The organism is Clostridioides sp. ZZV14-6153 (assembly GCF_020657855.1).
In the GTDB taxonomy this organism is placed as follows: domain Bacteria; phylum Bacillota; class Clostridia; order Peptostreptococcales; family Peptostreptococcaceae; genus Clostridioides.
The window spans coordinates 318,676-340,629 of the sequence record NZ_JAGWCZ010000002.1 but is presented as its reverse complement, the minus strand read 5'-3'; the positions used below and the strand labels follow the sequence as shown (position 1 = coordinate 340,629).

The window sequence follows — 21,954 nt, the reverse complement described above, 5'->3', positions numbered from 1 at the left end:
AATTATTTCTTTTATATTAATATTATTACAAACTTGTAACTATTTGTCTATAGTAATAATTCTATACCATAAATTACCATAAATATTTTTTAATCATAAAGAGCTTAAAACTCAGTTATATAGCCAATCTATATCTTATTAAATAATTTTATATTTTTTAACTTTTTTGTAACTTTTTAGAATCCTGTTGAACCAAATCCACCTTTTCCTCTTTCAGAATCACTTAATTCTTTAACTTCTTCTATATTAATCTCGTATATAGGTTTTACTACCATTTGAGCAATCTTCATATGTTTTTCAACTTTAAAATCATTTTTTCCATGATTTATTAATATGATTTTAAGCTCTCCTCTATATCCTTCATCAATAGTTCCTGGTGTATTTAACACAGTAATTGAATGTTTTAAAGCAAGTCCACTTCTAGGTCTCACTTGTGCTTCTGTCATAGCAGGAAGTTCTATACATATTCCAGTTTTAATAAGTTTAGTCTCTCCAGAAGGTATTACAACCTCCTCTATAGAATACAAATCCATACCCGCATCACCTTTGTGAGCAAAATTAGGTATTATAGCGTCGTCATTTAATTTTTTTACTTTTAAATTGTACATTTTATATCTCCTTTCAATTTCCTATAAATATTATAACTTAAATTTCAGCCTCTTGAAGTTTTTTATTTTTTTGTGGTAATATAATTATTAGTGTTTTAAAGGAGGATTTTTTATGAAACTTGTACTTGCTGAGAAGCCATCCGTTGCAAAAACTATAGCATCATTTTTAGGTGCAAAGACTAGACAAGATGGTTACTTTGAAGGAAATGATTATATAATTACTTATGCAGTTGGACACTTAGTATCATTATATGATATGAAAGATTATGATAAAGATAAGTATTCTGGCTCTTGGAAAATGAATAATTTTCCATTTGTGCCTGAAAATAAGTTTAAATTCAAAATTGATAGTTCTAAAACTAAACAATTCAATACTGTAAAAAAACTTTTAAACAGAAAAGATGTGGAATATGTAATAAATGCCACTGATAATGACAGAGAGGGAGAACTTATAGCATTTTTAATATTTTTACTTGCAAAAAATAAAAAACCAGTAAAAAGAATCTTGGTAAATGAATGGACTCCAGAAGACATTACAAGGGGTATAAAAAACTTAAAAGATGAAGATGAAATGAGAAATCTTCAAGCTGCTGGATATACAAGACTTATTACTGATTGGCTAATTGGAATAAACTTCACTTCTGTTGCTACATTAAAATATGGAAATGGAAAATTATTAAATATAGGTAGAGTAATTCTTCCAACAGTCAAATTAGTCTATGATAGGGATATGGAAATACTGAATTTTGTTCCCAAAACTTATTATGAGGTAGAGGGTCATTTTAAAGCTGAAAATGGTGAATATAAAGGTAAATATATTAAAGGTAAAGAAAGTAAATTTGATACACTTGAAGATGCAAATAAAATCATAGCTTCAATTACATCTCAAACTGGCAAAATACTAGATAAAAAAGTTACTATGTCAAAAGAGTATGCACCAAAACTTTTTAGTTTAACATCACTTCAAGGATATATAACTTCTAAGTACTCTAATTTTACCTCTGATAAAGTTTTAAATGTCTGTCAATCTCTTTATGAAGGTAATGGTAAGGGTGGGTATATAACTTATCCAAGAACCGATTCTATTTTTTTAGAAGAAAGTTTAGCTTCAAAGGCTTCTCAAACCTTAGAAAAATTAAAAGTTGGTCTTGAATATGAAAATAAAATTAAATTTTCTAAAACAAAAAGGGTCTTTGATTCATCTAAGGTAGATTCGCATAGTGCTATAATTCCTACTTATATAATACCCAAAAATTTATCTAAAGATGAGCAATTGGTTTATGATGCTATAAAAGATAGATTTATAGCAAATTTTATGCCTCCTGCTGAATATGAGAACACAGAAATTAAAACTAAAGTAGATGATTGCACTTTTTTAACAAAAGGAAAAGTACTTAAATCAAAGGGATACCTTGAGGTATATAATAAGGAAGAAAAAAACGATTTACTTCCATTTGTAAACAAAGATGATATTGTTGATGTCTTAGAGATAAAGCCATTAACTAAACAAACAACACCCCCTAAATCATATACTGAAGATACACTTTTAAAAGCTATGAAAAATTGTGGTAAAAATGTACCTGAAGAAGATACAACTGTACTTTCAGGATATTCAATAGGAACATCAGCCACACGTGCCGATGTACTAAAAAAAATAAGTCAGGTTGGCTATGTAAAGAAAAAAGGCAAATCTTACTTTATAACAGACCTTGGAAAAAATTTAGTTGAAATTTTTCCTGTTAAGGACTTATTTGATGTGGACTACACTGGTAAACTTGAAAAAAGTTTAAGTGATATTCAAAAAGGTAAATACACTAGAAAAGAATATCTTACTCATATTATTAGTTTTATATATCAAAATGTTAATATCATAAAGCAGGATGCTTCAAAAAATATAAATACAGAGGCTTATACTTTTGATTCAAAAACTAAAAAATTTACTAAGGTAAAAGCAAAAGATTCAAAAAATAGCTCAAAAAAAAGTTTGACTGATTCTGAAAAGGAAATTGCTGTATCAAAGGATACAGATATTAAAAAAGAAAATAAAACTAATAATGAAAATACTTCTCTTGGTAAATGTCCTATTTGTCAAGGTGATGTCCTTGAGTTTGATAAAGGATTTGCTTGTAAAAATCATAAAGAGTGTAAGTTCGTTATTTGGAAAAATGACAAATACTTAAGTCTCTACAAAAAGAAAGTTAATAAAACTATGGTCAAAAATATTTTAAAAAAAGGTGAGACCAAGGTAAAATCTTTAACTTCTAAAAATGGAAATAAATTTGATGCTACATTAAAATACAACAAAAATCCAGATACTGGCTACTTCAACTGGAAAATAGAATTTGAGAATTAAATAATATTCATAAAAGCAGAAATAGCAGTAGTATAATATTAGATATATTATACTACTGCTATTTCTGCTTTGTGTAAAAATTCAACTTTATAATGATAGCTTCTCCTATGTACATTTAAACTAATTTTTTTACTATTTCTGATAGTTTAAGTGTATGTTCATCTAATAAAGTTAGCTCTTCATCAGAAAGATTTGATAGTTTTTTTACTATAGACTCTTTAAGAATAGATTGTACAATATCAAATAATTCAAATGCTTTATCTGTCAATTCAACTCTAAGAACTCTTCTGTCTTTTGGGTCAGGAAATTTATTTACTAAATCATGCTCTACCAATCTATCAATAATTGGTGTCATATTTGATTTTAATATTCCTAAATTAGAAGCTATTTGAGAAATTGATGATGAGTTTGATGTCATAAGATAAAGAATTACCTTTGCATGTGATGGAGCCATTGGACATTCTCCAAAATACTCTTTCATCATATCTGAGTTGTTTTGAAATTTTTTTAACAAATCGTTTTCTTTGAATATATTATTTTGAAGTACAAATAAAAAGTCTAAAAAAGAGTCCGCTATTTTAAGTATATTATCGTTATCCATATTTGTAACATCCCTTCAATAAATACTGTAATAAAATATTCATTCTCTATTATATATATTATAAATTATAAACTATTAATAAATTTAAAACAAGAAAAAGTTATTGACTCATAATAATTATAAATTTATAATCAAATTAGAGAATTATAAAATGCCAAAAAAGGGAAGTTTTTTAATTAGCCTAAAACTAAACTTAAATTATAAGACACTTTAAATTCTACAACAAGCTAGTGTAAAATATAATAGGAGGATATATGAAAAGATATTTAGTAGTTTTTTTAATGTGTAGTTCACTGTTCTTAGTTGGATGTGGAAAAACAGATGAACCTGAACCAGAAAAACCTATAGCAGTCTCTGTTCAAAAGGCAGTAGGTGGAGAAATAGAAAATACAAATGCTTTCTCAGGAACTACAAAAGTTAAAGATGAGACATCAGTTACTGCTCAAACTGCTGGCACAGTTCAAGAAGTTTATGTAAAACTTGGGCAAAATGTAAGAAAAGGTGATGATTTATTGAGTATAACCAGTGAAGATCTAGAAAACAGTGTAAAACAGTCTAAAGCATCACTGGATTTAGCAAAAGCAAGTTATGCAAGTGCCACTGGAGGTGCATTAGAAGCTCAAGTAAATCAAGCAAAAACAGCTCTTGATAGCGCAAAACTTCAATATGATGAATCTCAAAGAAATTATGACAATAATAAGGTTCTTTACGAGCAGGAAGTAATTAGTTTAGACCAATTTAAAAAAATAGAAGTTGCTTTAGAGCAATCAAAACAACAACTAGATTCTGCACAAAGGGCATACAATACAGCAACTTCAAAAAGTATACCTCAAGCTAAATCACTTGCTAAAAAACAACTTGACCAAGCTCAAGTATCATATAATTTAGCAATGAGTAACTTAGATAAGTTGACATTAAAAGCTCCAGTAGATGGAACAATCACAGCCAAAAACTTTGACTCAAAAGAGATGATAACACAATCACAACCAGCTTTTGTTATTTCTAATCCTAATATATTAGAAGTAGACTTAAATGTAGCAGAAGCAGATATAGCTAAATTTAAAAAAGATGGCAATGTAGATGTTGTCATTGAAGATCAAAGAGTTTTAGGAAAGATAGATTATGTTCCCTCAGTAGTTGACCCTCAGACATCTTTATATCCTGTTAAAATACTTGTTACTAATACTAACAACAAATTTAAGGCAGGAATGTCTGCACAAGTAAACTTAAGTGTTGAAAAAGAAAATGGAGCTGTTACAGTACCTAAAAAAGCAATATTTGAAGAAAATGGAAAAAAATATGTATACATAGCAACTAAGGATAACATAGCAAAGAAAACATTAGTTCAAACTGGAATTGTAACAGAGGATAAAATAGCAATCAAAAGTGGTGTAAGTGAAAAAGATACAGTGGTTATTGGAGGGATAAGTCTTATTTCTGATGGAACTAAGATATTTCCTGTAGAAAAGGAGAAATAGTATTATGAATTTAACACATACTTCCGTTAAGCGTCCTCTCACAATCATAATGGTCTTCTTAGTTTTAATAGTTTTTGGTGGTATTGGATATAAAAAAATGTCAATAAATCTAATGCCTGATATAGAAATACCTGTTGTAATGGTTATGACTACTTGGACAGGTGCAGGTCCTCAGGACGTTGATGAACAAGTTAGCCAAAAAGTTGATGAAAGTTTATCAGCTGTTTCAAATGTAAACTCTACTATATCAAGTTCACAAGAAAGTGTTTCTATGGTCGTAGCTCAATTTGAATTTGGAACCAACTTGGATGAAATAATGAACGATGTTAGGTCTAAAGTAGATGCATTACAAACTAGCTTGCCAGATGATGCAGCTAAGCCAACAGTACTAAAATTAGATATGAATGCACAAGCTATAGGTCAGCTTGTTATATCTGGTGGAAACAATAATGCACAAGCACTAAGAAAATACGCTGAAGATGTAATTCAGCCTAAAATAGAATCTATAGATGGTACTACATCAGCAGACATTAAAGGTGGAGAAAAAGCTCAAGTTAATGTAATAGCTGACCCATCAGTTCTTTCAAATTATGGAGTTAGTTTGTCAACTATAAAAGGTATTTTATCATCTAGTAATAAAACATTCCCTTATGGTTCAATTACTCAAGGTGAGGATAAGATAGTCTTAAGATCAATTGATAAATTAGAATCTTTAGATGATATAAAACAGATTCAAATTCCTGTAAAAGGAGGAAACACAGTTAACTTAGATACTCTTTGTAGTGTAGATTATGGATTTGCAGACAAAGATAGTATTTATAGATACAATGGAAAAAGCAGTTTAGTAATAGATATTTCTAAGCAACAAGATGCAAATACTGTAAAAGTTATGCAAGATGCATATAAATATGTAGATGAATTGAATAAAGAAAACCCACAATTTAAAATTAAAATTGCTAATGATACAAGTGCTTACATAAGCGAATCAATAAACAGTGTAATGAGCAATTTACTTATAAGTGCAGTTATTGCGTTTATAGTAATCTTTGCTTTCTTAAAAAGCGTAAGGGCTTCATTAGTTGTTGCAGTTGCAATACCAATTTCTATAATAGGAGCAATAGCTGTTCTCTATTTTACAGGTGAAAGTTTAAACCTTATCACTGCAAGTTCATTGGTAATTTCAGTTGGTATGGTTGTTGATAATGCTACAGTTGTAATTGAAAACATATTTAAATACAGGAAAAGTGGCCGTTTGAGTATTGATGATTGTGCTATTGAAGGTACAAGAACTGTTACCAATGCAATATTAGCATCAACATTGACCACTATAGCTATCTTCTTACCTATTATGTTTACAGAAGGTATAGCCAAAATAACATTTGGGGCTTTAGGTAAAACACTTATAGCTTCCCTAGCCTTCTCTTTTATAGGCGCAATTACTCTTGTTCCTAGTGTATTTGCAAAACTAAGTAGAGGTAAAAGTAGTGAAAAAATGAAGGAAAAAGATAGCCCTATATTTGATAAGGTAAGTGAAGGATATAAAAGATTACTAAGTGTATGTTTAAGACATCAGAAATTAGTAGTAATATCAAGTTTACTTATATTTGTAGCTTCTCTATTTGGAATGAGCTTTATAGGTATGGACTTTATGCCCGCAGCAGATAAAGGAGAATTGGCTATTTCTATAGAACTTCCAAAGGGTCTTAGCTTAGAGGCTAATGATTATTATGTGTCTATGACAGAGAAAAAAGTTTCAGATATTCCAGAAGTCAAGACATTAATAACAAGTTTGACATCAGACTCAAATAATAATGGTGCAAATATAGCAATTGAATTGGAATCTCAAAAAAATAGAAAGAGAACTACTGATGAAATAGAAAAAGAAATAATTGATAGAGTTGCTACTGTTCCAGATTGTAAAATAAATGTAAGTCAAAATAGTAGTGTTATGGGCGGAACTTCAGGAGCAGACTTCACATTAGAGATGAAGGGCCCTGATTTGGATGTATTAAAGATATTAGGAAAAGAAGTTGAAAAAGAATTCAGTTCTATAAAAGGATTTAGAAATGTAGAGACTTCTCTTGCCGATACAACACAAGAAGCTCAATTTACAATAGACAAACATAGGGCTCAAGAATACGGTGTAAATACAGCAGAAATTGCAGGATTATTACGTACTGCAATAAATGGTGATTCAGTCACTACTGCCACTATTGATGACTATAAAGTCGATGTAAATCTAAAGTTCAAAGCAGATAGTATTGACAATTTAGAAGATATAAAACAGTTAAAAGTAAATTCTGCAACTGGAAATGAAGTCCCTCTTGGAGCTTTCTCAGACATAAAAATGGTAGATGGTTTACAGTCTATATCAAGAACTGATGGTGATTTTTCTGTAAATATAACTGCAACACTTGATAATTTAGATGCTGGTACCGCTACAAAATTAGCATTAGAAAAAACTAACAAGATGCTAATCCCTAAAGACTACTCTATTGGTGTTGGTGGAGAAACAGAAATGATGAATGAATCTATGGCCAGTCTTGGATTCTCAATGGTTATAGCCATAGCACTTGTTTATATGGTAATGGTAGCCCAATTTGAATCATTTAGTAAACCATTTATAATAATGTTCTGTGTTCCATTTGCATTTGTTGGAGTTGTACTTTCTCTTTTGGTAACTGGTCAAAGTTTAAGTACTGTAGGTATGTTAGGTATAATCTTACTTATTGGTATCGTTGTTAACAATGGTATAGTTCTTATTGACTACATAGAGCAACTTAGAAAAGCAAATCGTAACAATGATTTAATTGGATTGGTTTCAATTGGTTGTGCTACAAGACTAAGACCCGTTTTAATGACAACAGCAACGACAATCTTAGGTATGTTACCAACAGCATTATCTCTTGGTGAAGGTGGAGAAACAATGCAACCACTAGCCGTAGTTATAATGGGTGGTCTTACTGTATCTACACTAATAACCCTAGTACTTATCCCTACTATATATTTAATATTTGATAAGTGGGAAAATAAGTTTTCAGATAAGATGCCTAAAATATTTGGTAAAATAACAGATAAAATAGGAGATGTAAAAGGAAAGATATTCAAAAAACCAAAATTAAAAGCTAAAATTTAAATATAAATGGAGGGCGATTGTATTGAATAAAAAAGTTAGTAAAATAATTGCAATTGGATGTGGTGTTGGTATAATAACAGCTAATTTAATGCCAGCCTATGCAAATGATAATACTTCTTCTATAAATAAAGTTGATAATGCTACCTTAAGTGACTCGACTAAAAGAACAGCTGAAAAAGAACTTTTAACTGCTAGAGATGCTGTTAGTGCTGCACTTAAAAATAGCGAAAAATTAAAGATGAAATCAGAAGAAATAAAAATGTTAAAAGAAAAACTAGAAGTACAGGATGAATTTGATAGTTTTACTGGAAGCGATAACTCATTTCCATATGACCAAATTGGACTTCTTAAAAATCAAAGCGAACAGGCCAAATATTTTATGGAAGACCAAATAGCTAATGATATTACTAATAAGTACAATGACTTAGTCTCAAGAGAAAATGAGTTAGATAAAATAAAAAATAATCTTGAGATAAAAGCTAAAGAAATTAAAGATATGAAACTAAAAAAGGATTTAGGTCTAGTGACATCATTAGAAACTGAATCAGCTGAGCTTGAACTTCAGACATTGCAAAATAATCAAAAAGCTAAACTTCAAGAACTAAAAAACAATCAAGATTATTTTAAGTTGTTGACTAATATAAATTTAGACAACTATCAATTAGATAAAGAATACCGTTTTGAGTCTTTTAGAGTGGGTGGTTCAGTTGATTCATACATGGAAGGTAAGGTTAATGAATACTTAAAGTATGACCAATTGATTTTAGAACGTACAAAAGAAAGTTTTAATGATGATGATGAAAATAAGGCAGATTTACCAGATAGACCTAACCTTACAAGACCAGTTGCTCCTACAAAACCAGAACAAGGTAGTCTAACTGATGATGAATATAAGGTTCTTATGGAGAAATATGCAAAAGATTTAGAGCAATATAAAATAGATGTTGCTGAGTATAACAACGAAAGACAGACTTATGCTGCTGGACTTACTACATATGCAAATTATCTTCAACAAAAATATAATACTGAAAATGGCTTAGTTACACTAGAGGATAGTAAAAAAGCTCTAAAAAAAGGCTTGATTGATAGCTATGCACAATTACTTGCTTTAGAAGATACAATTGGAACAACTAAAAAACAGCTTGAATTATCGGAAAAACAATTAAAAAATACTAAGTTAAGATATGATTTAGGATTGATTACTCTAACTGACTATAAAAAACAAGTAGTAAGCAATGAAGATGCCAAAAATAGCTATGATACACTTATTGTAAACTACAATTCATTAAAAAATGGTATAGAAAAACCTTGGATACTTAGTGATGGAAGTAAAAAGTAATACTGTTGTATAGAAACATTTATTTACTAAAATAAATTTGCTCAATAAAATAGAAAAAGAGTTGGCTTATTATTAGTTCAACTCTTTTTCTATTTACTAAAATATCATTGATTCTAAGAACACATATATTCTTCACCACAAAATAAAGTCTAAAGCTGAATTTAATTACTTTTTATCAAATGTTTCATCTATTTTACATCTGACCATGTTAACAAATTCTGAAATATTATATCCTTTCAGCTTACATCCACATTTAGGACAATAGTCTAACTTCCTAGATACTAATGCTCTACAGCTAGGTTCTGGGCATCTCATTTTAAGACTCTCTTCTACTACTTTAAATCCACATCGTGGGCATATACTACCTGGACGTGATGATACTTCTTTTCCACATTTAGGACACTTTGTCAACTTTATCCCCTCCAGTAAACTCAATTTAATTATTAGTTGAAATTTCTCTCTTACAATAATATATGCAACATAATTAAATAACGTTTCACCTACTATAATATAAATTATATTTTTTATAATAATATAAAATAAAAATCCCCTATACTCAATTTACAAATACTCTATTTGATACATTGATGTATAGGGGATATAATATTTTAGTTTAATTATATATATTTATAATATATTATTATCTAGGATTTTTTATAGATGCTTGAGCTGCTGCAAGTCTAGCAATTGGCACTCTAAATGGTGAACAAGATACATAGTTAAGTCCTACACTATAACAGAACTCCACTGAAGATGGTTCTCCACCATGCTCTCCACATATTCCTAGTTTTAATTCTGGTTTAACTTCTCTACCTAATTTAGCTCCCATCTTAACTAACTTACCAACACCATTTTGGTCTAGTACTTGGAATGGGTCTTTTTCTAATATTTCTTCATCTACATATTGGCCTAAGAATTTACCAGCATCATCTCTTGAATATCCAAATGCCATTTGAGTTAAGTCGTTAGTACCAAAACTGAAGAAGTCTGCTTCTTGTGCTATTTCATCAGCTGTTAAACAAGCTCTAGGTATTTCTATCATAGTACCTACAGTATAAGGAACTTCTACTCCTTCTTCTTTTATTATAGCATCAACAGTTTCCACTATCATTTTTCTTATTATCTTTAACTCATTTACTTCTCCAACTAATGGAACCATTATTTCTGGAGATACTTTAACACCTGCTCTTATTGCTTCTATAGCACCTTGTATTATTGCCTTAGATTGCATTACACATATTTCAGGATAAGTTATTGCCAGTCTACATCCTCTGTGTCCAAGCATTGGGTTAAATTCATCTAAATCAACTATTCTCTTCTTAATATCACTTACTTTTATTCCCATAGATTTTGAAAGCTCTTCTATAGTTTCATCATCATGAGGTAAGAATTCATGTAGTGGTGGGTCTAGTAATCTTATATTAACTGGCTTTCCATCCATAACTTTGAATAACTCTACAAAATCTTCTCTTTGCATTGGTAATATTTTTTCAAGAGCTTTTTCTCTTTGCTCTACTGTATTAGATAATATCATTTCCCTAACTGCTGGTAATCTGTCTTCATCAAAGAACATATGCTCAGTTCTACATAAACCTATACCTTCAGCACCAAATTCTATAGCTGCACGAGCATCTCTAGGATTATCTGCGTTAGTTCTAACCATCATACATTTATGCTTATCTACCCATTGCATTAGTTTTTCAAAGTTTCCAGTTAAAGAAACTTCTGTTTTCTTAACATCTCCTAAGTAAACATTTCCTGTAGAACCATCTATAGAAATGTACTCTCCTTCTTTTATAACTATATCATCAAGAGCTCTTACTTCTTTGTTAAACTCATCAACTTTTATTTCTCCACATCCAGCAACACAACATTTACCCATACCTCTAGCAACAACTGCTGCATGTGATGTCATTCCACCTCTAGCTGTAAGAATTCCTTCAGCCTTAACCATACCTTCTATATCTTCTGGAGATGTTTCTAGTCTAACTAAAACTACTTTTTCTCCCTTTTCATTTGCTTTTACTACATCATCAGCATTGAAGTAAACTCTACCACTTGCTGCACCTGGTGATGCTGGTAAACCTTTTGCTATAACTTTAGCTTCTTTTAAAGCTTTATCTTCAAATTTTGGATGTAATAACTGGTCTAATTGATTAGGCTCAATTCTCATTATAGCTTCTTTTTCATCTATTATTCCAGCTTCAACTAAATCAACTACTACATTTATTGCTGCTGCTGCTGTTCTTTTACCATTTCTAGTTTGTAATATATATAATCTTTCATTTTCTATAGTAAACTCTATATCTTGCATATCTTTATAGTGACCTTCAAGTATATGAGTAATTTTTACGAATTCATCAAATACAGCTGGCATTACTTCAGCAAGAGTTGATATATTTTGAGGAGTTCTTATACCTGCAACAACATCTTCACCTTGAGCATTCATTAAGAATTCACCAAACAATTTATTTTCTCCTGTAGCTGGATTTCTAGTAAATGCAACACCTGTACCACTAGTTTCTCCCATATTACCAAATACCATTGATTGAATATTTACTGCTGTTCCTAAATTATGAGCTATATCATTCAATCTACGGTATACGATTGCACGAGGGTTATTCCATGATCTAAACACTGCCTCTATAGCAAGCATTAATTGCTCTTTTGGGTCTTGTGGAAAATCACTTTTTATTTCTTTTTTGTATATTGCCTTAAATTCTTTTACTATTTCTTTTAAGTCATCAGTTGTAAGTTCTGTATCAACTGTGTATCCTTTTGCCTCTTTTACTCTATCTAGTACATTTTCAAATTTGTATTTTGGCACTTCCATAGCAACATCAGAAAACATTTGTATGAATCTTCTGTAACTATCATATGCAAATCTTTCATTTTGTGTAGCTTCTGCTAGACCAATGACACTATTGTCATTAAGACCTAAGTTAAGTATTGTATCCATCATTCCTGGCATAGAGAATACTGCACCAGAACGAACTGATACTAATAGTGGGTTCTTATTACATCCTAATGTTTTGTTTAAATCTTTTTCTAAAGTAGCTAAATGTGCTTCTATTTCTTTTATTATTTCTGCTCTTATACTTTCATTATTAACATAGTAGTCATTACATGCCTCTGTTGTTATAGTGAACCCAGGAGGGACAGGTAAGCCTATCTTAGTCATTTCTGCTAAATTGGCACCTTTACCTCCTAGTAAAGATTTCATGTCTTTGCTTCCTTCACCAAAACTATAAACATACTTAGTTTCCATTGTTAAATCCCCCATTAATCTTTTTTATTTTAATTTATATCATTTTTATTATTAGACATTTTATTAAATTTCTATTTCTTTATATATTTTTAGACCATTTTCTTTCATTATGTCTAAAATTATACCTGCAGTTTCTTCAATTGCTTTATTTGAAACATTTATTACTGGGCATCCAATTTTCTTCATTATCTCTTCTGAATAGTCTAACTCTTGAAGTATTCTTTCTAAGTTAGCATAATTAGCTTTACTAGATAGCCCTAAAGCTTTTAATCTTTGAGTTCTTATTTCATTCAACTTTTCAGGTGAATTAGTAAGACCTATTATCTTCTTAGTTTCTATTTCAAATACTTCTTTAGGAATTGGTATTTCTGGAACTAATGGTACATTAGCTACTTTTATATTTTTATTAGCTAAATACATACTTAAAGGGGTTTTAGATGTTCTTGATATTCCCACTAAAATTATGTCTGCTTGAAGAACTCCTCTAGGGTCCTTTCCATCATCATATTTTACTGCAAATTCTATAGCCTCAACTCTCTTAAAGTAAGATTCATCTAATTTTCTGATTATACCAGCTTCTCTTTTAGGTTTTCTTCCAGTTCTTTTACTTATTTCTCTTAATATATCAGTCATCAAGTCTATACAACTAAGACCTTCTCTTTCGCAATATCTTTCAACAATACTGCATAATTCTTCATCAACTAATGTATATACAATCAAAGCGTTTTCAGCTTTTGCATTTTCTAACGTTTCAAGTAATACTCCCTTATTAATCATATATGGAAATCTTTTTATTTCATAAGTTTCATTTACATAAAATTGTGACATACATGCTTTTGCAACTTGTTGTGCAGTCTCCCCTACTGAGTCTGATACTGCATATATAATTAGGTTTTTCACCAGCATACCTCCTTAATTGTCAACTATTTCTAAAAATAGCTTAGTTATGTTGGTTTTTGATATTCTCCCAACAACCTTCATATGATTTTTGTCTTCTTCTTTATATTCAACAATTGGAATCGAATCTACTTCATGTTCTATTATTTTTTTTGAAGCCAATAAAACACTCGCTCCCTTATTCAAAGTAACTACGTTTGGGGTTCTTGTCATTATCATACCTATTGGCATCTTATTTATATCAGAACCTCCTATAGTTGCTTTTAATAAGTCCTTTCTAGAGACAACTCCACATAATTCTTCATTTTCATCTATAATAACTATACTCCCTACATCAGATAAAAACATAGTGACTATTACATCATATATACTTTCATCTTTCTTAGCTAGTACAGGCATGCTCATTATATCTTCTACTGTTTTTTCTTTTATACTTTTACCAATTAGATTAATTTCACTAACTCCTGAATAAAAATATCCAACTTTTGGTCTTGCATCTAGTATTCCTGTCATTGTTAATATAGCTAAATCAGATCTAAGTGTAGCACGAGTCACATTCAAGCTGGAGGCAATACTTTCACTCGTTATTGGTTCATTTTCCTTAACTATATCTATTATTTTTAGTTGTCTTTCATTAAGCTGAATAATAATCACCTTCTTTCATTGTGCTATACTTTTTATCTTTTTGTATCTTATATAGTATATTATATAACTATATATACCATTCTGTAAACAGATTTTTTACTGAATACGATATATTTTTTACTAAGTTCTTTTGCTTAAAGATATTTATTATATATTAATGGGGGATATTTCTTTAATTAATAGAACTATATTAGTATTACAGTTAATATTATAATACATAATTGGCTAATTTAATTCATTTTATATTAAAATTTTTAATTATATTGTCTTAAATATGAATATAAAATTGCAGAATTAATTTAAATTAAACCTACTAGTAAGATTTGCAACTGTAAACAAACTATAAAATAAGATTTAGTAAAACACCCTCTCAAAAAATATAAAAAAATTTAAAAGGGCTGATTTTAAAATAACCATCAACCCTCTTTTAAATAACATCATCTATATTATATTATTCTGCAATAAATTTTATCCAAATATTTTTTCTTGTAATTGTCTTAAATGATATAAAGTAGTATCTTTTTCTATCTCTACCATATCATATGTTATAACTTCACCCTTTTTAATATCTTTAATAACCTTAGTCTTTTTACTAATTAAACCAATAGGCACAGCATTCATTTCTTTTGCAACATCATATTTTTCTATAGTACCATAGCATGTATATGCACCATATCCATCCATATACTCACCTTTTTTCAAGTCTTTCTTAGCTATAGTCATAACTTCTGCAACTAATCCAGCTTTAGGCACTATTGTAGCCTTATGCTCTAAAACTGCCATTGCTGCTGATAAAGGAGTTTCTAAACTGCATAAATGATATGGTCTATATAATATGTAATTAGGTCCATCACCCATACTTAAGTATTTTAATTCATCATTAACTGCTTTTAATTTATGAGCAACTACAACGAAAACACCAGGTGCTATACCATTTACAAAATCAACTACACCATAATTATCTAATACTCCACCCTCGCTCTTTAATGCATATTTCTTAGGTACTTCATTAACTGTAGCTTCAATACCATGTCCACCTCTTACATCAGGTACAAATCCAGTTGCATTACACATTAAAGCCATTTCTACCATTGTTTTAGTACCTTCTTTAAAAGAAGCTATCATATGAGGTGAAGCTCCTTTTCTTTCTGCTTCTTCTTTAACAGTATCAGGATTACAGTCTAAATCTAATTTATTGTTTTTACCTTTACCTACTACTCTAACTTCAAATCCCATTGCATCTGCAAAATCAAATAGACCCATTACTGCCCCTGGTTCATCTCCTGCAGAACCTGTAAATATTACTCCTGCGTCATCTGCTAATTTTTTAAGTATTGGCCCAACAACACAATCAGTTTCAGCGTTTAACATTACTATGTGTTTTTTATTTAAAATAGCATTTAGTGCTATTTCTGCACCAATTGCAATACCTCCTGTTGCATCTATAACTACATCTATTGACTTTGTTTTACAAGCTACAAGAAAGTCATTACATGTTAATACTTTTCCTTCTTGTAATTTTAATTCTGCATCTGTTTCATTTGTTACATTATCTATAATTTCTTCTTCTATACCTGCATCAGTAAATGCTTTACGAGCTAATTCTAGATTTATATCTACAACAATAGATGCTTCCATTCCTTTCATATTTGCCATTTGACTTACCATTCCATTACCCATATGACCAGCACCTATAAGAGCTACTTTTATTTTTTTACCTTCTTCTTCTAACTTTGCAAGTTTTCTGTTTAAATCTAACATATCAATTCCTCCTGTTATAATAATTTTATTTTTTCAAATTAATAAATAGTTATTAAATCTCCAATCTTTATATCTGGTTTTCCAATTTCTACATGTATTTCTCCAGGTAAATTTACTTTATCTTCTCCATCAAATTTAATTGTACAGTGACCAATTTCTCTAAGAGTATTTTGAGCAATATCACCAACTGAAACTATACAATAATCTCGATTTCCTATTGTAAGTGTATCCCCTATTTCAACATCACTTTTTAATGTTGATATTGAATGAATTACAGATATATCTTTCAAATCTTCATCATTAATAGTTTCATTGTATATAATAAGACAGTTGCTTTCATTTATTAATTCTTCAACTAAACTGCCTATCCCACTTATCTTAACTTCATATTTCATGATATCCCTCCTGATAATTTATATTAGATTAATTAAAAGAAATATTTATTTTTTCTTTTATAAATTTTATAGCTTGTACAATACTTTCTTCATCTTTAAATTTTTGCTCTGCACTATATATATCTAATCCTTTTATATCTTCAATCTCTTTAAACTTAGCCATTACTGTGCGACCTTTTAAAATTTCTCCACACTTTATAAATCCCTCTGAATCTGAAGATATAATAGCTATACTTCCTTTAGAAAAATAACTTTTCTTTTTTCCTGTAGACACTATATCGCCCATTTTTTTAGCTTTATTTAAAGCTTTGAAATATAGTTTATTTTGTTTCATTACAAATAAAGTATTTAAAACATAAACAACAAATAAAATTATAAGTAGTTTCATATTTACACACCTTTCATAAATTAATTTGTTTTTTAAATCCTATACAAAACCTATATAATATTCTCAATCAATACTTTTTTAAATTCTACAAAGCTTCTACATTTACTTATCTTATTTGTTAATTTTACATTTTGTCCTATTTTTAAAACTTCTTCATAAATCTTTACCAATAAATCTGAATCCACCTTGTCCTCACATGGAAACATCGTCATAAGTATTATTTTTATACTTCTATTTGCATAAACTATTGGCTCTTCTAAAATCCCAACTGCCATTAAAAATTTATCTGACTTTTCATTTACAGCATGAGGAAATAACAAACCTTTATCAAAAACTGTAGGAGATTTTTCTTCTCTTTTGATTATATTTTTTCTAAAATTATCATCAATACATCCTAAATCCATAAGATTGTCCATCATTTTCTCTAAGGAAGCAAGTATCGTTTTTTCATTTAATATCATAAAGTTATTTTCATTTAATAAATTATTTATTAGTAAATTTGGAGAATCAGTAGTATCTATGTTGCCTTCTCTTAGGCATAATACTGTTTTTAATTCTTCCCTCAATTTATTTTCATCAAATATTGTATTGATTTTTAATACTATTGTATTTATATTTGATGTATCTAAATCAATAGTTGTAAAAACTATATCGTATTCATCTAAATTAATATTTCTCAAGTTAAAACTTGAAAGAGTATCAATTTTAGGATTATTTCCTATCAACTTTTCAACTCTTATTTTTAATAGTTTTGCTGTTCCAAGACCTGTCCCACATATAATTGCTATTTTCTTAATTGAATAAAATCTACTACTATTTCTTTCTAAATATCCACTGAAATGAATTGCTATATAACCAATTTCATCCTCTGAGACTTCTAGATTATATTTTTTCTCTATTACTTTTCCTGCTATTTGTGCCAGCTTAAATGGAAGTATATAGTTTTGTTTGATTTCTTCTAACAAGACATTTTTTAATTTTATATTAAATAATAGCCTATTTAGTGTAAAACTAAGATGATATCCAAGTCCTACCCTTAATTCATCCTCATTTATAAAAATACCCATATCAACATATATCTGATTAAATATGCTTTCCATTAAATCATCAATATTTTTATTAATTCTACTACTATTTAAAGCGCATTCTGATGCTGGTGCATTTCCACTTACTAATGGTATAGTTAAATAAATAATTTCTTCATCATTTAAAATATGTTCAAATTTTTCTGATAAAATATTCTTTATTTCCCTAGCAATAAGATACTCATCATATGACTTAAGTAAATCAAATTTTACATCGTACTCTTTTATTATCTTCTGTTCTTTTACTCTATACATCAAAACTACTATATAATTAAAAATTTCTCTGAGCATTTCATCTGTAACATAAAAATTATTATTTTTAAATAAAGTCAATAATTCTTCTTCTAAATTTACAATTTCTTCTTTTTTAATACATTTAAAGTACTTAGAATTATTTAAATCTTTTCTTGAGTCTTTATACAACTGATTTAATATAAGTAACCTAATATCAAGTTCACTGCCATGTAATTTCATTCCTGTATTTTGCTTTTTTACTAAATTCAAATTATAAGAATTTAATACCTTTTCTACATATTGAAAGTCATTTACCAAGGTAGTTCTTCCTATACACATCTCATCTGCTAGACTATCCAGTGTAATAAATCCATCTAGTTCTATCAAATAATTTAGTATAAACTCTGCCCTATCTTCCTTTGAATTTAATGAAAATACACTTTTTTTATTCACATCAATAATCTTATTGAGTATTCGCTTATCTTTTATCTCTAATTTATAGCCTTGACCTTTTATATATTTTATTATTGCTATGTCACTTCCTAAATCTTTATTCAATTGCTTTATATATGTTCTTACACTTCTAGTTGTAACATTCAATTCGTCTGCTATTGAATTAATACTTACAAACTCTTTTTTACTACACATAATCAATATCTTAAATATTTTGCGGTCAATAGAAGGAATTTTCTCAGTTACATTCATTTTGTATCTCCTCCTTGATTTCATTCTAGTACAAACTTGAAACCAAATTAATACATAAAATTTCACTTTGCTAGAGGAAAATTTAGTATTAATCTAAATCAATAATCACTCCTAATTAATAATACAAAAGCTAGTCTTTCATTAACTAAAATTTTGACTAGCTTAAGTTTGTATTTACAATTTTATTAATCAAGTTTAAATCTTATAGTAATGTTAAATACTATCTCAATGCAAATACTGCGACTCCATACGCAATAATGACAGATATTGGCCCAGTTATTAAACGAGAGTAAAATAATGCTGGTACACCATATTCCACGGTTTCTGGTTCTGCTTCTCCTAAACTTAATCCTACTGGGACAAAGTCACAACCAGCTTGCCCATTTATTGCAAATAAAGCAGGAAGTGCTAAATATGCTGGTATTGCACCAAGACCAATTTGTGTTCCTACAAGAGTACCTACTACCTGTGCTATAACTGCTCCAGGGCCTAATATAGGTGATAAAAATGGAAGTGTACAAATTATTGATATAACTAACAAGCCACCAATATTTCCTGCAAGTGGTGATATTACCTTTGCAATCCAATCACCTAACCCAGATGCCAATATAATTCCCATAAGCATACTTACAAATGCCATAAATGGTATTACGTTATTCATTATCATTTGGATAGTATCTCTACCTGCATCATAAAACTTTGATACTACCTGTCCTGCTCCTTGTCCAATAGAAAGTATTATGTTTTTCTTCGCATATTCTTCTTGAGCTTTTGATTTTACTTCATTATAATTATCAGGCTTTCTAATAGAGCTTTGGCTTTCATTTTTATTTTCTTGAGATTTTTTTGGTGTTTCTTCCCCATCTACAATACTTATGCAATTAGTATTAACATCTGATACATAGTATTCTTCAGTTATAAATTTTGCTAAAGGGCCTGTTTTTCCCACTGGATTTACATTAATTGTAGGTATTTTCTTCTTTGGATAAACCCCACATCTTGCTGTTCCCCCACAATCAATAATAACTACTGCCACCTCTTCATCAGGAATTCCAGTTTTAAATCCATCTATAACCTCACAATCCAATAATTCTTTTATTTTTAATGTCACTTCATGAATACCACCAGCAGTCATTGACAATATTTTATTTCTAGTTGCTTCTTTTTTTATGTACAAAGGTCCTCCCCAACCAGAAGTTCCCTTTTCTATTTTTAATATTCTATTTTCATCCATTTTAAATCCCTCCTAAGCCTTATTTGTTACTTTATTTTTTCTTGTTAAAAATGCATACATTTTTTCTGTTACTACACCTCTTATAAAAATCACAATTAGACCAACTATAAAATACCATAATGCTAATGTAGTTGTTTCCTTACCTAATGTAGTTAAACCTGCTGAAATACCTAGCCATACAAAAAGTTCTCCTGCATTTGCATGTGGGAAAAGTCCTGTAATTGGATGTACAAATGAAACAGCTGCATCATAAAATCCTGCTTTATGTTCCTCTTTTAGAAATCTACCAAATGTATAACACATAGGATTTCCTAAGAAAAATACTGACACTAATGGAAGTAAAGTATACCTTGTAAAAGCATTTCTTCCAAGTTTAGAAGCCCATTTATTTACTCTTTCTTCACCAACTATTTTAATCAATGAGTTAATAGCTACCATTAAAACAATTAAGGTTGGAAGAGTGCCTGAAATAAGACCTACAAATTGTTCTCCTCCCTTTTGAAATAAACCAATAAACCACTCTGCACCTTTACTTAGACCTGTAATAACGTTTTCCATAAGATTATAACCTCCCTATAATTTCTTTAAATTTTTAATTTGATTAACCAGCTTTAATTCTACAAATTACATTCTTTTTCTGTAAGATATACTATTATTATAAATGTTTTTGTTTGATTAATATCATTTTAATATAATATTTTTGATAAATTAATACATCTTTTTTCAACTTTGCAAAGGAAAAAGTTGTACTAATTAGAATTTTCAGAAATATACAAATTTTATTTCGACTATATTTTAAATTTTTCTTAAAAATTTAAGAACTTGTTTTTATTTATTTTATTATCAAAATCGTTTATAGCTGATATAAATAAAAAAATAGATGCCCTTTTCTGAGCATCTATTTTCTATTTCAATTTATTTTTAGTTTTATTTACAGTTATTTTATAGGTATACAAATATCAATCTGTGAATCTACATTATCAGGTCCTAAAAATCTTTCATCATATATTTCGAAATCATCTCTTATATCAATTTCTTCCTTTGTGCTTAAGAACCAAGTTCCCCATATATATTCATAAGTTTTATCTAGCTTGTCCAAGCTACCAGTATGAGTGAATACAGCGTATTTTCCTCCATCAATATTTTTTGAAACAAATAAACTTGGTATACTTTCATAGCTACTAACTTCAAGCCCTATTATTTCGTTAAATTCCATAGTTTCACTAAGTAGATGTATTTGTGGAGCTGCTTCACAAATTCCAAATGCTCTATTTGATGGCAAAGTGTTTGGTACCATATGATGTATTTCTCTAAATCTTTCCCATAAGCTAGGTAATGAGTCATCTTCTAATATTACTTTATCTCTTATACCAATTACTTTTATTGAATCTATCTTTTTTATAACTGGTTTGATTGTTACATTCTCGACTAAGTGTTTCATAAAATCTAATTCTAGCTTTTTCTTCTTCCCAACAAATACATCTATTCTATTTTTTCTATATTCTCTATAGGGCTGACCTTGTATATAGCTTTAAATGCTCTACTAAATGCTTCTGAAGATTCAAAACCACTATCAATTGCTATATCTATTACCTTTTTATCACTATATAAAAGTTCTTTTGAGCTATTAACTAATCTTCTTTTTTTTATATAGCTTCCTACACTCTCACCAAACATGGACTTAAATAAACGTGTTAAATGATAATACGAGTATCCAGATTCTTTTGCTACATCATTTACACTTATATCTTCTTTTAAGTTATTTTCAATATATATTATAGCTTTTTCAAAATATTTTAAGTAATCCAATATTATACCTCTATCCTC

General features: G+C 29.1%; 18 protein-coding genes. 4 read left to right on the top strand and 14 right to left on the bottom strand.

Annotated features, from left to right (window positions below):
- Nucleotides 1–176: 176 nt before the first annotated feature.
- Complete coding sequence (gene dut, locus KGF46_RS04310; RefSeq protein ID WP_227828249.1) at nucleotides 177–608, bottom strand: dUTP diphosphatase; 432 nt, start codon at nucleotides 606–608, stop codon at nucleotides 177–179.
- Nucleotides 609–720: 112 nt separating this feature from the next.
- On the opposite strand from dut, the gene KGF46_RS04305 reads away from it, so the two are divergent.
- Nucleotides 721–2,961, top strand: a complete 2,241-nt coding sequence (locus KGF46_RS04305) for a type IA DNA topoisomerase (RefSeq protein WP_227828248.1) — start codon at nucleotides 721–723, stop codon at nucleotides 2,959–2,961.
- Nucleotides 2,962–3,076: 115 nt separating this feature from the next.
- On the opposite strand, the gene KGF46_RS04300 is transcribed toward KGF46_RS04305, so the two are convergent.
- Nucleotides 3,077–3,562, bottom strand: a complete 486-nt coding sequence (locus tag KGF46_RS04300; RefSeq protein WP_227828247.1) for a MarR family winged helix-turn-helix transcriptional regulator — start codon at nucleotides 3,560–3,562, stop codon at nucleotides 3,077–3,079.
- 254 nt (nucleotides 3,563–3,816) lie between these two features.
- Here KGF46_RS04300 and KGF46_RS04295 point away from each other — a divergent pair, with 254 nt between their 5' ends.
- Genes KGF46_RS04295 through KGF46_RS04285 form a run of 3 tightly spaced genes read left to right on the top strand, consistent with a single transcriptional unit; the run spans nucleotide 3,817 to nucleotide 9,515 of the window.
- Nucleotides 3,817–5,040 (top strand): efflux RND transporter periplasmic adaptor subunit, encoded by a 1,224-nt coding sequence (locus tag KGF46_RS04295; protein WP_227828246.1) that lies wholly within the window; start codon nucleotides 3,817–3,819, stop codon nucleotides 5,038–5,040.
- Between the two features lie 4 nt (nucleotides 5,041–5,044).
- The gene (locus KGF46_RS04290) at nucleotides 5,045–8,176 is read left to right on the top strand and encodes an efflux RND transporter permease subunit (RefSeq protein ID WP_227861808.1); all 3,132 of its coding nucleotides are present in this window, start codon (nucleotides 5,045–5,047) and stop codon (nucleotides 8,174–8,176) included.
- Nucleotides 8,177–8,198: 22 nt separating this feature from the next.
- Nucleotides 8,199–9,515: a TolC family protein gene (locus KGF46_RS04285; RefSeq protein WP_227861807.1), complete on the top strand. Its 1,317-nt coding sequence runs from the start codon at nucleotides 8,199–8,201 to the stop codon at nucleotides 9,513–9,515.
- A 165-nt stretch (nucleotides 9,516–9,680) separates the two neighbouring features.
- Here KGF46_RS04285 and KGF46_RS04280 read toward each other — a convergent pair whose 3' ends face one another.
- The 12 genes from KGF46_RS04280 to KGF46_RS20275 all read right to left on the bottom strand — a co-directional run bounded on the left by KGF46_RS04280 (nucleotide 9,681) and on the right by KGF46_RS20275 (nucleotide 21,936).
- Nucleotides 9,681–9,926: a hypothetical protein gene (locus KGF46_RS04280; RefSeq protein ID WP_227432629.1), complete on the bottom strand. Its 246-nt coding sequence runs from the start codon at nucleotides 9,924–9,926 to the stop codon at nucleotides 9,681–9,683.
- Between the two features lie 229 nt (nucleotides 9,927–10,155).
- Nucleotides 10,156–12,783 (bottom strand): pyruvate, phosphate dikinase, encoded by a 2,628-nt coding sequence (gene ppdK, locus KGF46_RS04275; RefSeq protein ID WP_227828243.1) that lies wholly within the window; start codon nucleotides 12,781–12,783, stop codon nucleotides 10,156–10,158.
- A 63-nt stretch (nucleotides 12,784–12,846) separates the two neighbouring features.
- Nucleotides 12,847–13,689, bottom strand: a complete 843-nt coding sequence (locus tag KGF46_RS04270) for a pyruvate, water dikinase regulatory protein (protein WP_227432627.1) — start codon at nucleotides 13,687–13,689, stop codon at nucleotides 12,847–12,849.
- Between the two features lie 6 nt (nucleotides 13,690–13,695).
- Nucleotides 13,696–14,334, bottom strand: coding sequence for a helix-turn-helix transcriptional regulator (locus KGF46_RS04265; RefSeq protein WP_227828242.1), 639 nt, complete (start codon nucleotides 14,332–14,334; stop codon nucleotides 13,696–13,698).
- A gap of 459 nt (nucleotides 14,335–14,793) precedes the next feature.
- Entirely contained in the window at nucleotides 14,794–16,086 is a 1,293-nt protein-coding gene (locus KGF46_RS04260; RefSeq protein WP_227432625.1) for an NAD(P)H-dependent oxidoreductase, read from the bottom strand.
- 38 nt (nucleotides 16,087–16,124) lie between these two features.
- Nucleotides 16,125–16,481, bottom strand: a complete 357-nt coding sequence (locus KGF46_RS04255) for a PTS glucitol/sorbitol transporter subunit IIA (protein ID WP_227828241.1) — start codon at nucleotides 16,479–16,481, stop codon at nucleotides 16,125–16,127.
- Between the two features lie 28 nt (nucleotides 16,482–16,509).
- Complete coding sequence (locus KGF46_RS04250; RefSeq protein WP_227828240.1) at nucleotides 16,510–16,869, bottom strand: transcriptional regulator GutM; 360 nt, start codon at nucleotides 16,867–16,869, stop codon at nucleotides 16,510–16,512.
- A 50-nt stretch (nucleotides 16,870–16,919) separates the two neighbouring features.
- Entirely contained in the window at nucleotides 16,920–18,893 is a 1,974-nt protein-coding gene (locus KGF46_RS04245; protein WP_227828239.1) for a BglG family transcription antiterminator, read from the bottom strand.
- Nucleotides 18,894–19,113: 220 nt separating this feature from the next.
- Nucleotides 19,114–20,127: a PTS glucitol/sorbitol transporter subunit IIB gene (locus tag KGF46_RS04240; RefSeq protein ID WP_227828238.1), complete on the bottom strand. Its 1,014-nt coding sequence runs from the start codon at nucleotides 20,125–20,127 to the stop codon at nucleotides 19,114–19,116.
- A 12-nt stretch (nucleotides 20,128–20,139) separates the two neighbouring features.
- Nucleotides 20,140–20,685, bottom strand: a complete 546-nt coding sequence (locus KGF46_RS04235) for a PTS glucitol/sorbitol transporter subunit IIC (RefSeq protein WP_227828237.1) — start codon at nucleotides 20,683–20,685, stop codon at nucleotides 20,140–20,142.
- 379 nt (nucleotides 20,686–21,064) lie between these two features.
- Nucleotides 21,065–21,568, bottom strand: coding sequence for a GyrI-like domain-containing protein (locus KGF46_RS20280; protein WP_413927275.1), 504 nt, complete (start codon nucleotides 21,566–21,568; stop codon nucleotides 21,065–21,067).
- 41 nt (nucleotides 21,569–21,609) lie between these two features.
- Nucleotides 21,610–21,936 (bottom strand): helix-turn-helix transcriptional regulator, encoded by a 327-nt coding sequence (locus KGF46_RS20275; protein WP_413927274.1) that lies wholly within the window; start codon nucleotides 21,934–21,936, stop codon nucleotides 21,610–21,612.
- Nucleotides 21,937–21,954 lie beyond the last annotated feature (18 nt).

Coding starts and splice junctions, on each gene's coding strand:
- dut (WP_227828249.1), bottom strand. CDS start 608: ATGTACAATTTAAAAGTAAAAAAATTAAATGACGACGCTATAATACCT.
- KGF46_RS04305 (WP_227828248.1), top strand. CDS start 721: ATGAAACTTGTACTTGCTGAGAAGCCATCCGTTGCAAAAACTATAGCA.
- KGF46_RS04300 (WP_227828247.1), bottom strand. CDS start 3,562: ATGGATAACGATAATATACTTAAAATAGCGGACTCTTTTTTAGACTTT.
- KGF46_RS04295 (WP_227828246.1), top strand. CDS start 3,817: ATGAAAAGATATTTAGTAGTTTTTTTAATGTGTAGTTCACTGTTCTTA.
- KGF46_RS04290 (WP_227861808.1), top strand. CDS start 5,045: ATGAATTTAACACATACTTCCGTTAAGCGTCCTCTCACAATCATAATG.
- ppdK (WP_227828243.1), bottom strand. CDS start 12,783: ATGGAAACTAAGTATGTTTATAGTTTTGGTGAAGGAAGCAAAGACATG.
- KGF46_RS04270 (WP_227432627.1), bottom strand. CDS start 13,689: ATGCTGGTGAAAAACCTAATTATATATGCAGTATCAGACTCAGTAGGG.
- KGF46_RS04260 (WP_227432625.1), bottom strand. CDS start 16,086: ATGTTAGATTTAAACAGAAAACTTGCAAAGTTAGAAGAAGAAGGTAAA.
- KGF46_RS04255 (WP_227828241.1), bottom strand. CDS start 16,481: ATGAAATATGAAGTTAAGATAAGTGGGATAGGCAGTTTAGTTGAAGAA.
- KGF46_RS04250 (WP_227828240.1), bottom strand. CDS start 16,869: ATGAAACTACTTATAATTTTATTTGTTGTTTATGTTTTAAATACTTTA.
- KGF46_RS04245 (WP_227828239.1), bottom strand. CDS start 18,893: ATGAATGTAACTGAGAAAATTCCTTCTATTGACCGCAAAATATTTAAG.
- KGF46_RS04240 (WP_227828238.1), bottom strand. CDS start 20,127: ATGGATGAAAATAGAATATTAAAAATAGAAAAGGGAACTTCTGGTTGG.
- KGF46_RS04235 (WP_227828237.1), bottom strand. CDS start 20,685: ATGGAAAACGTTATTACAGGTCTAAGTAAAGGTGCAGAGTGGTTTATT.
- KGF46_RS20280 (WP_413927275.1), bottom strand. CDS start 21,568: ATGAAACACTTAGTCGAGAATGTAACAATCAAACCAGTTATAAAAAAG.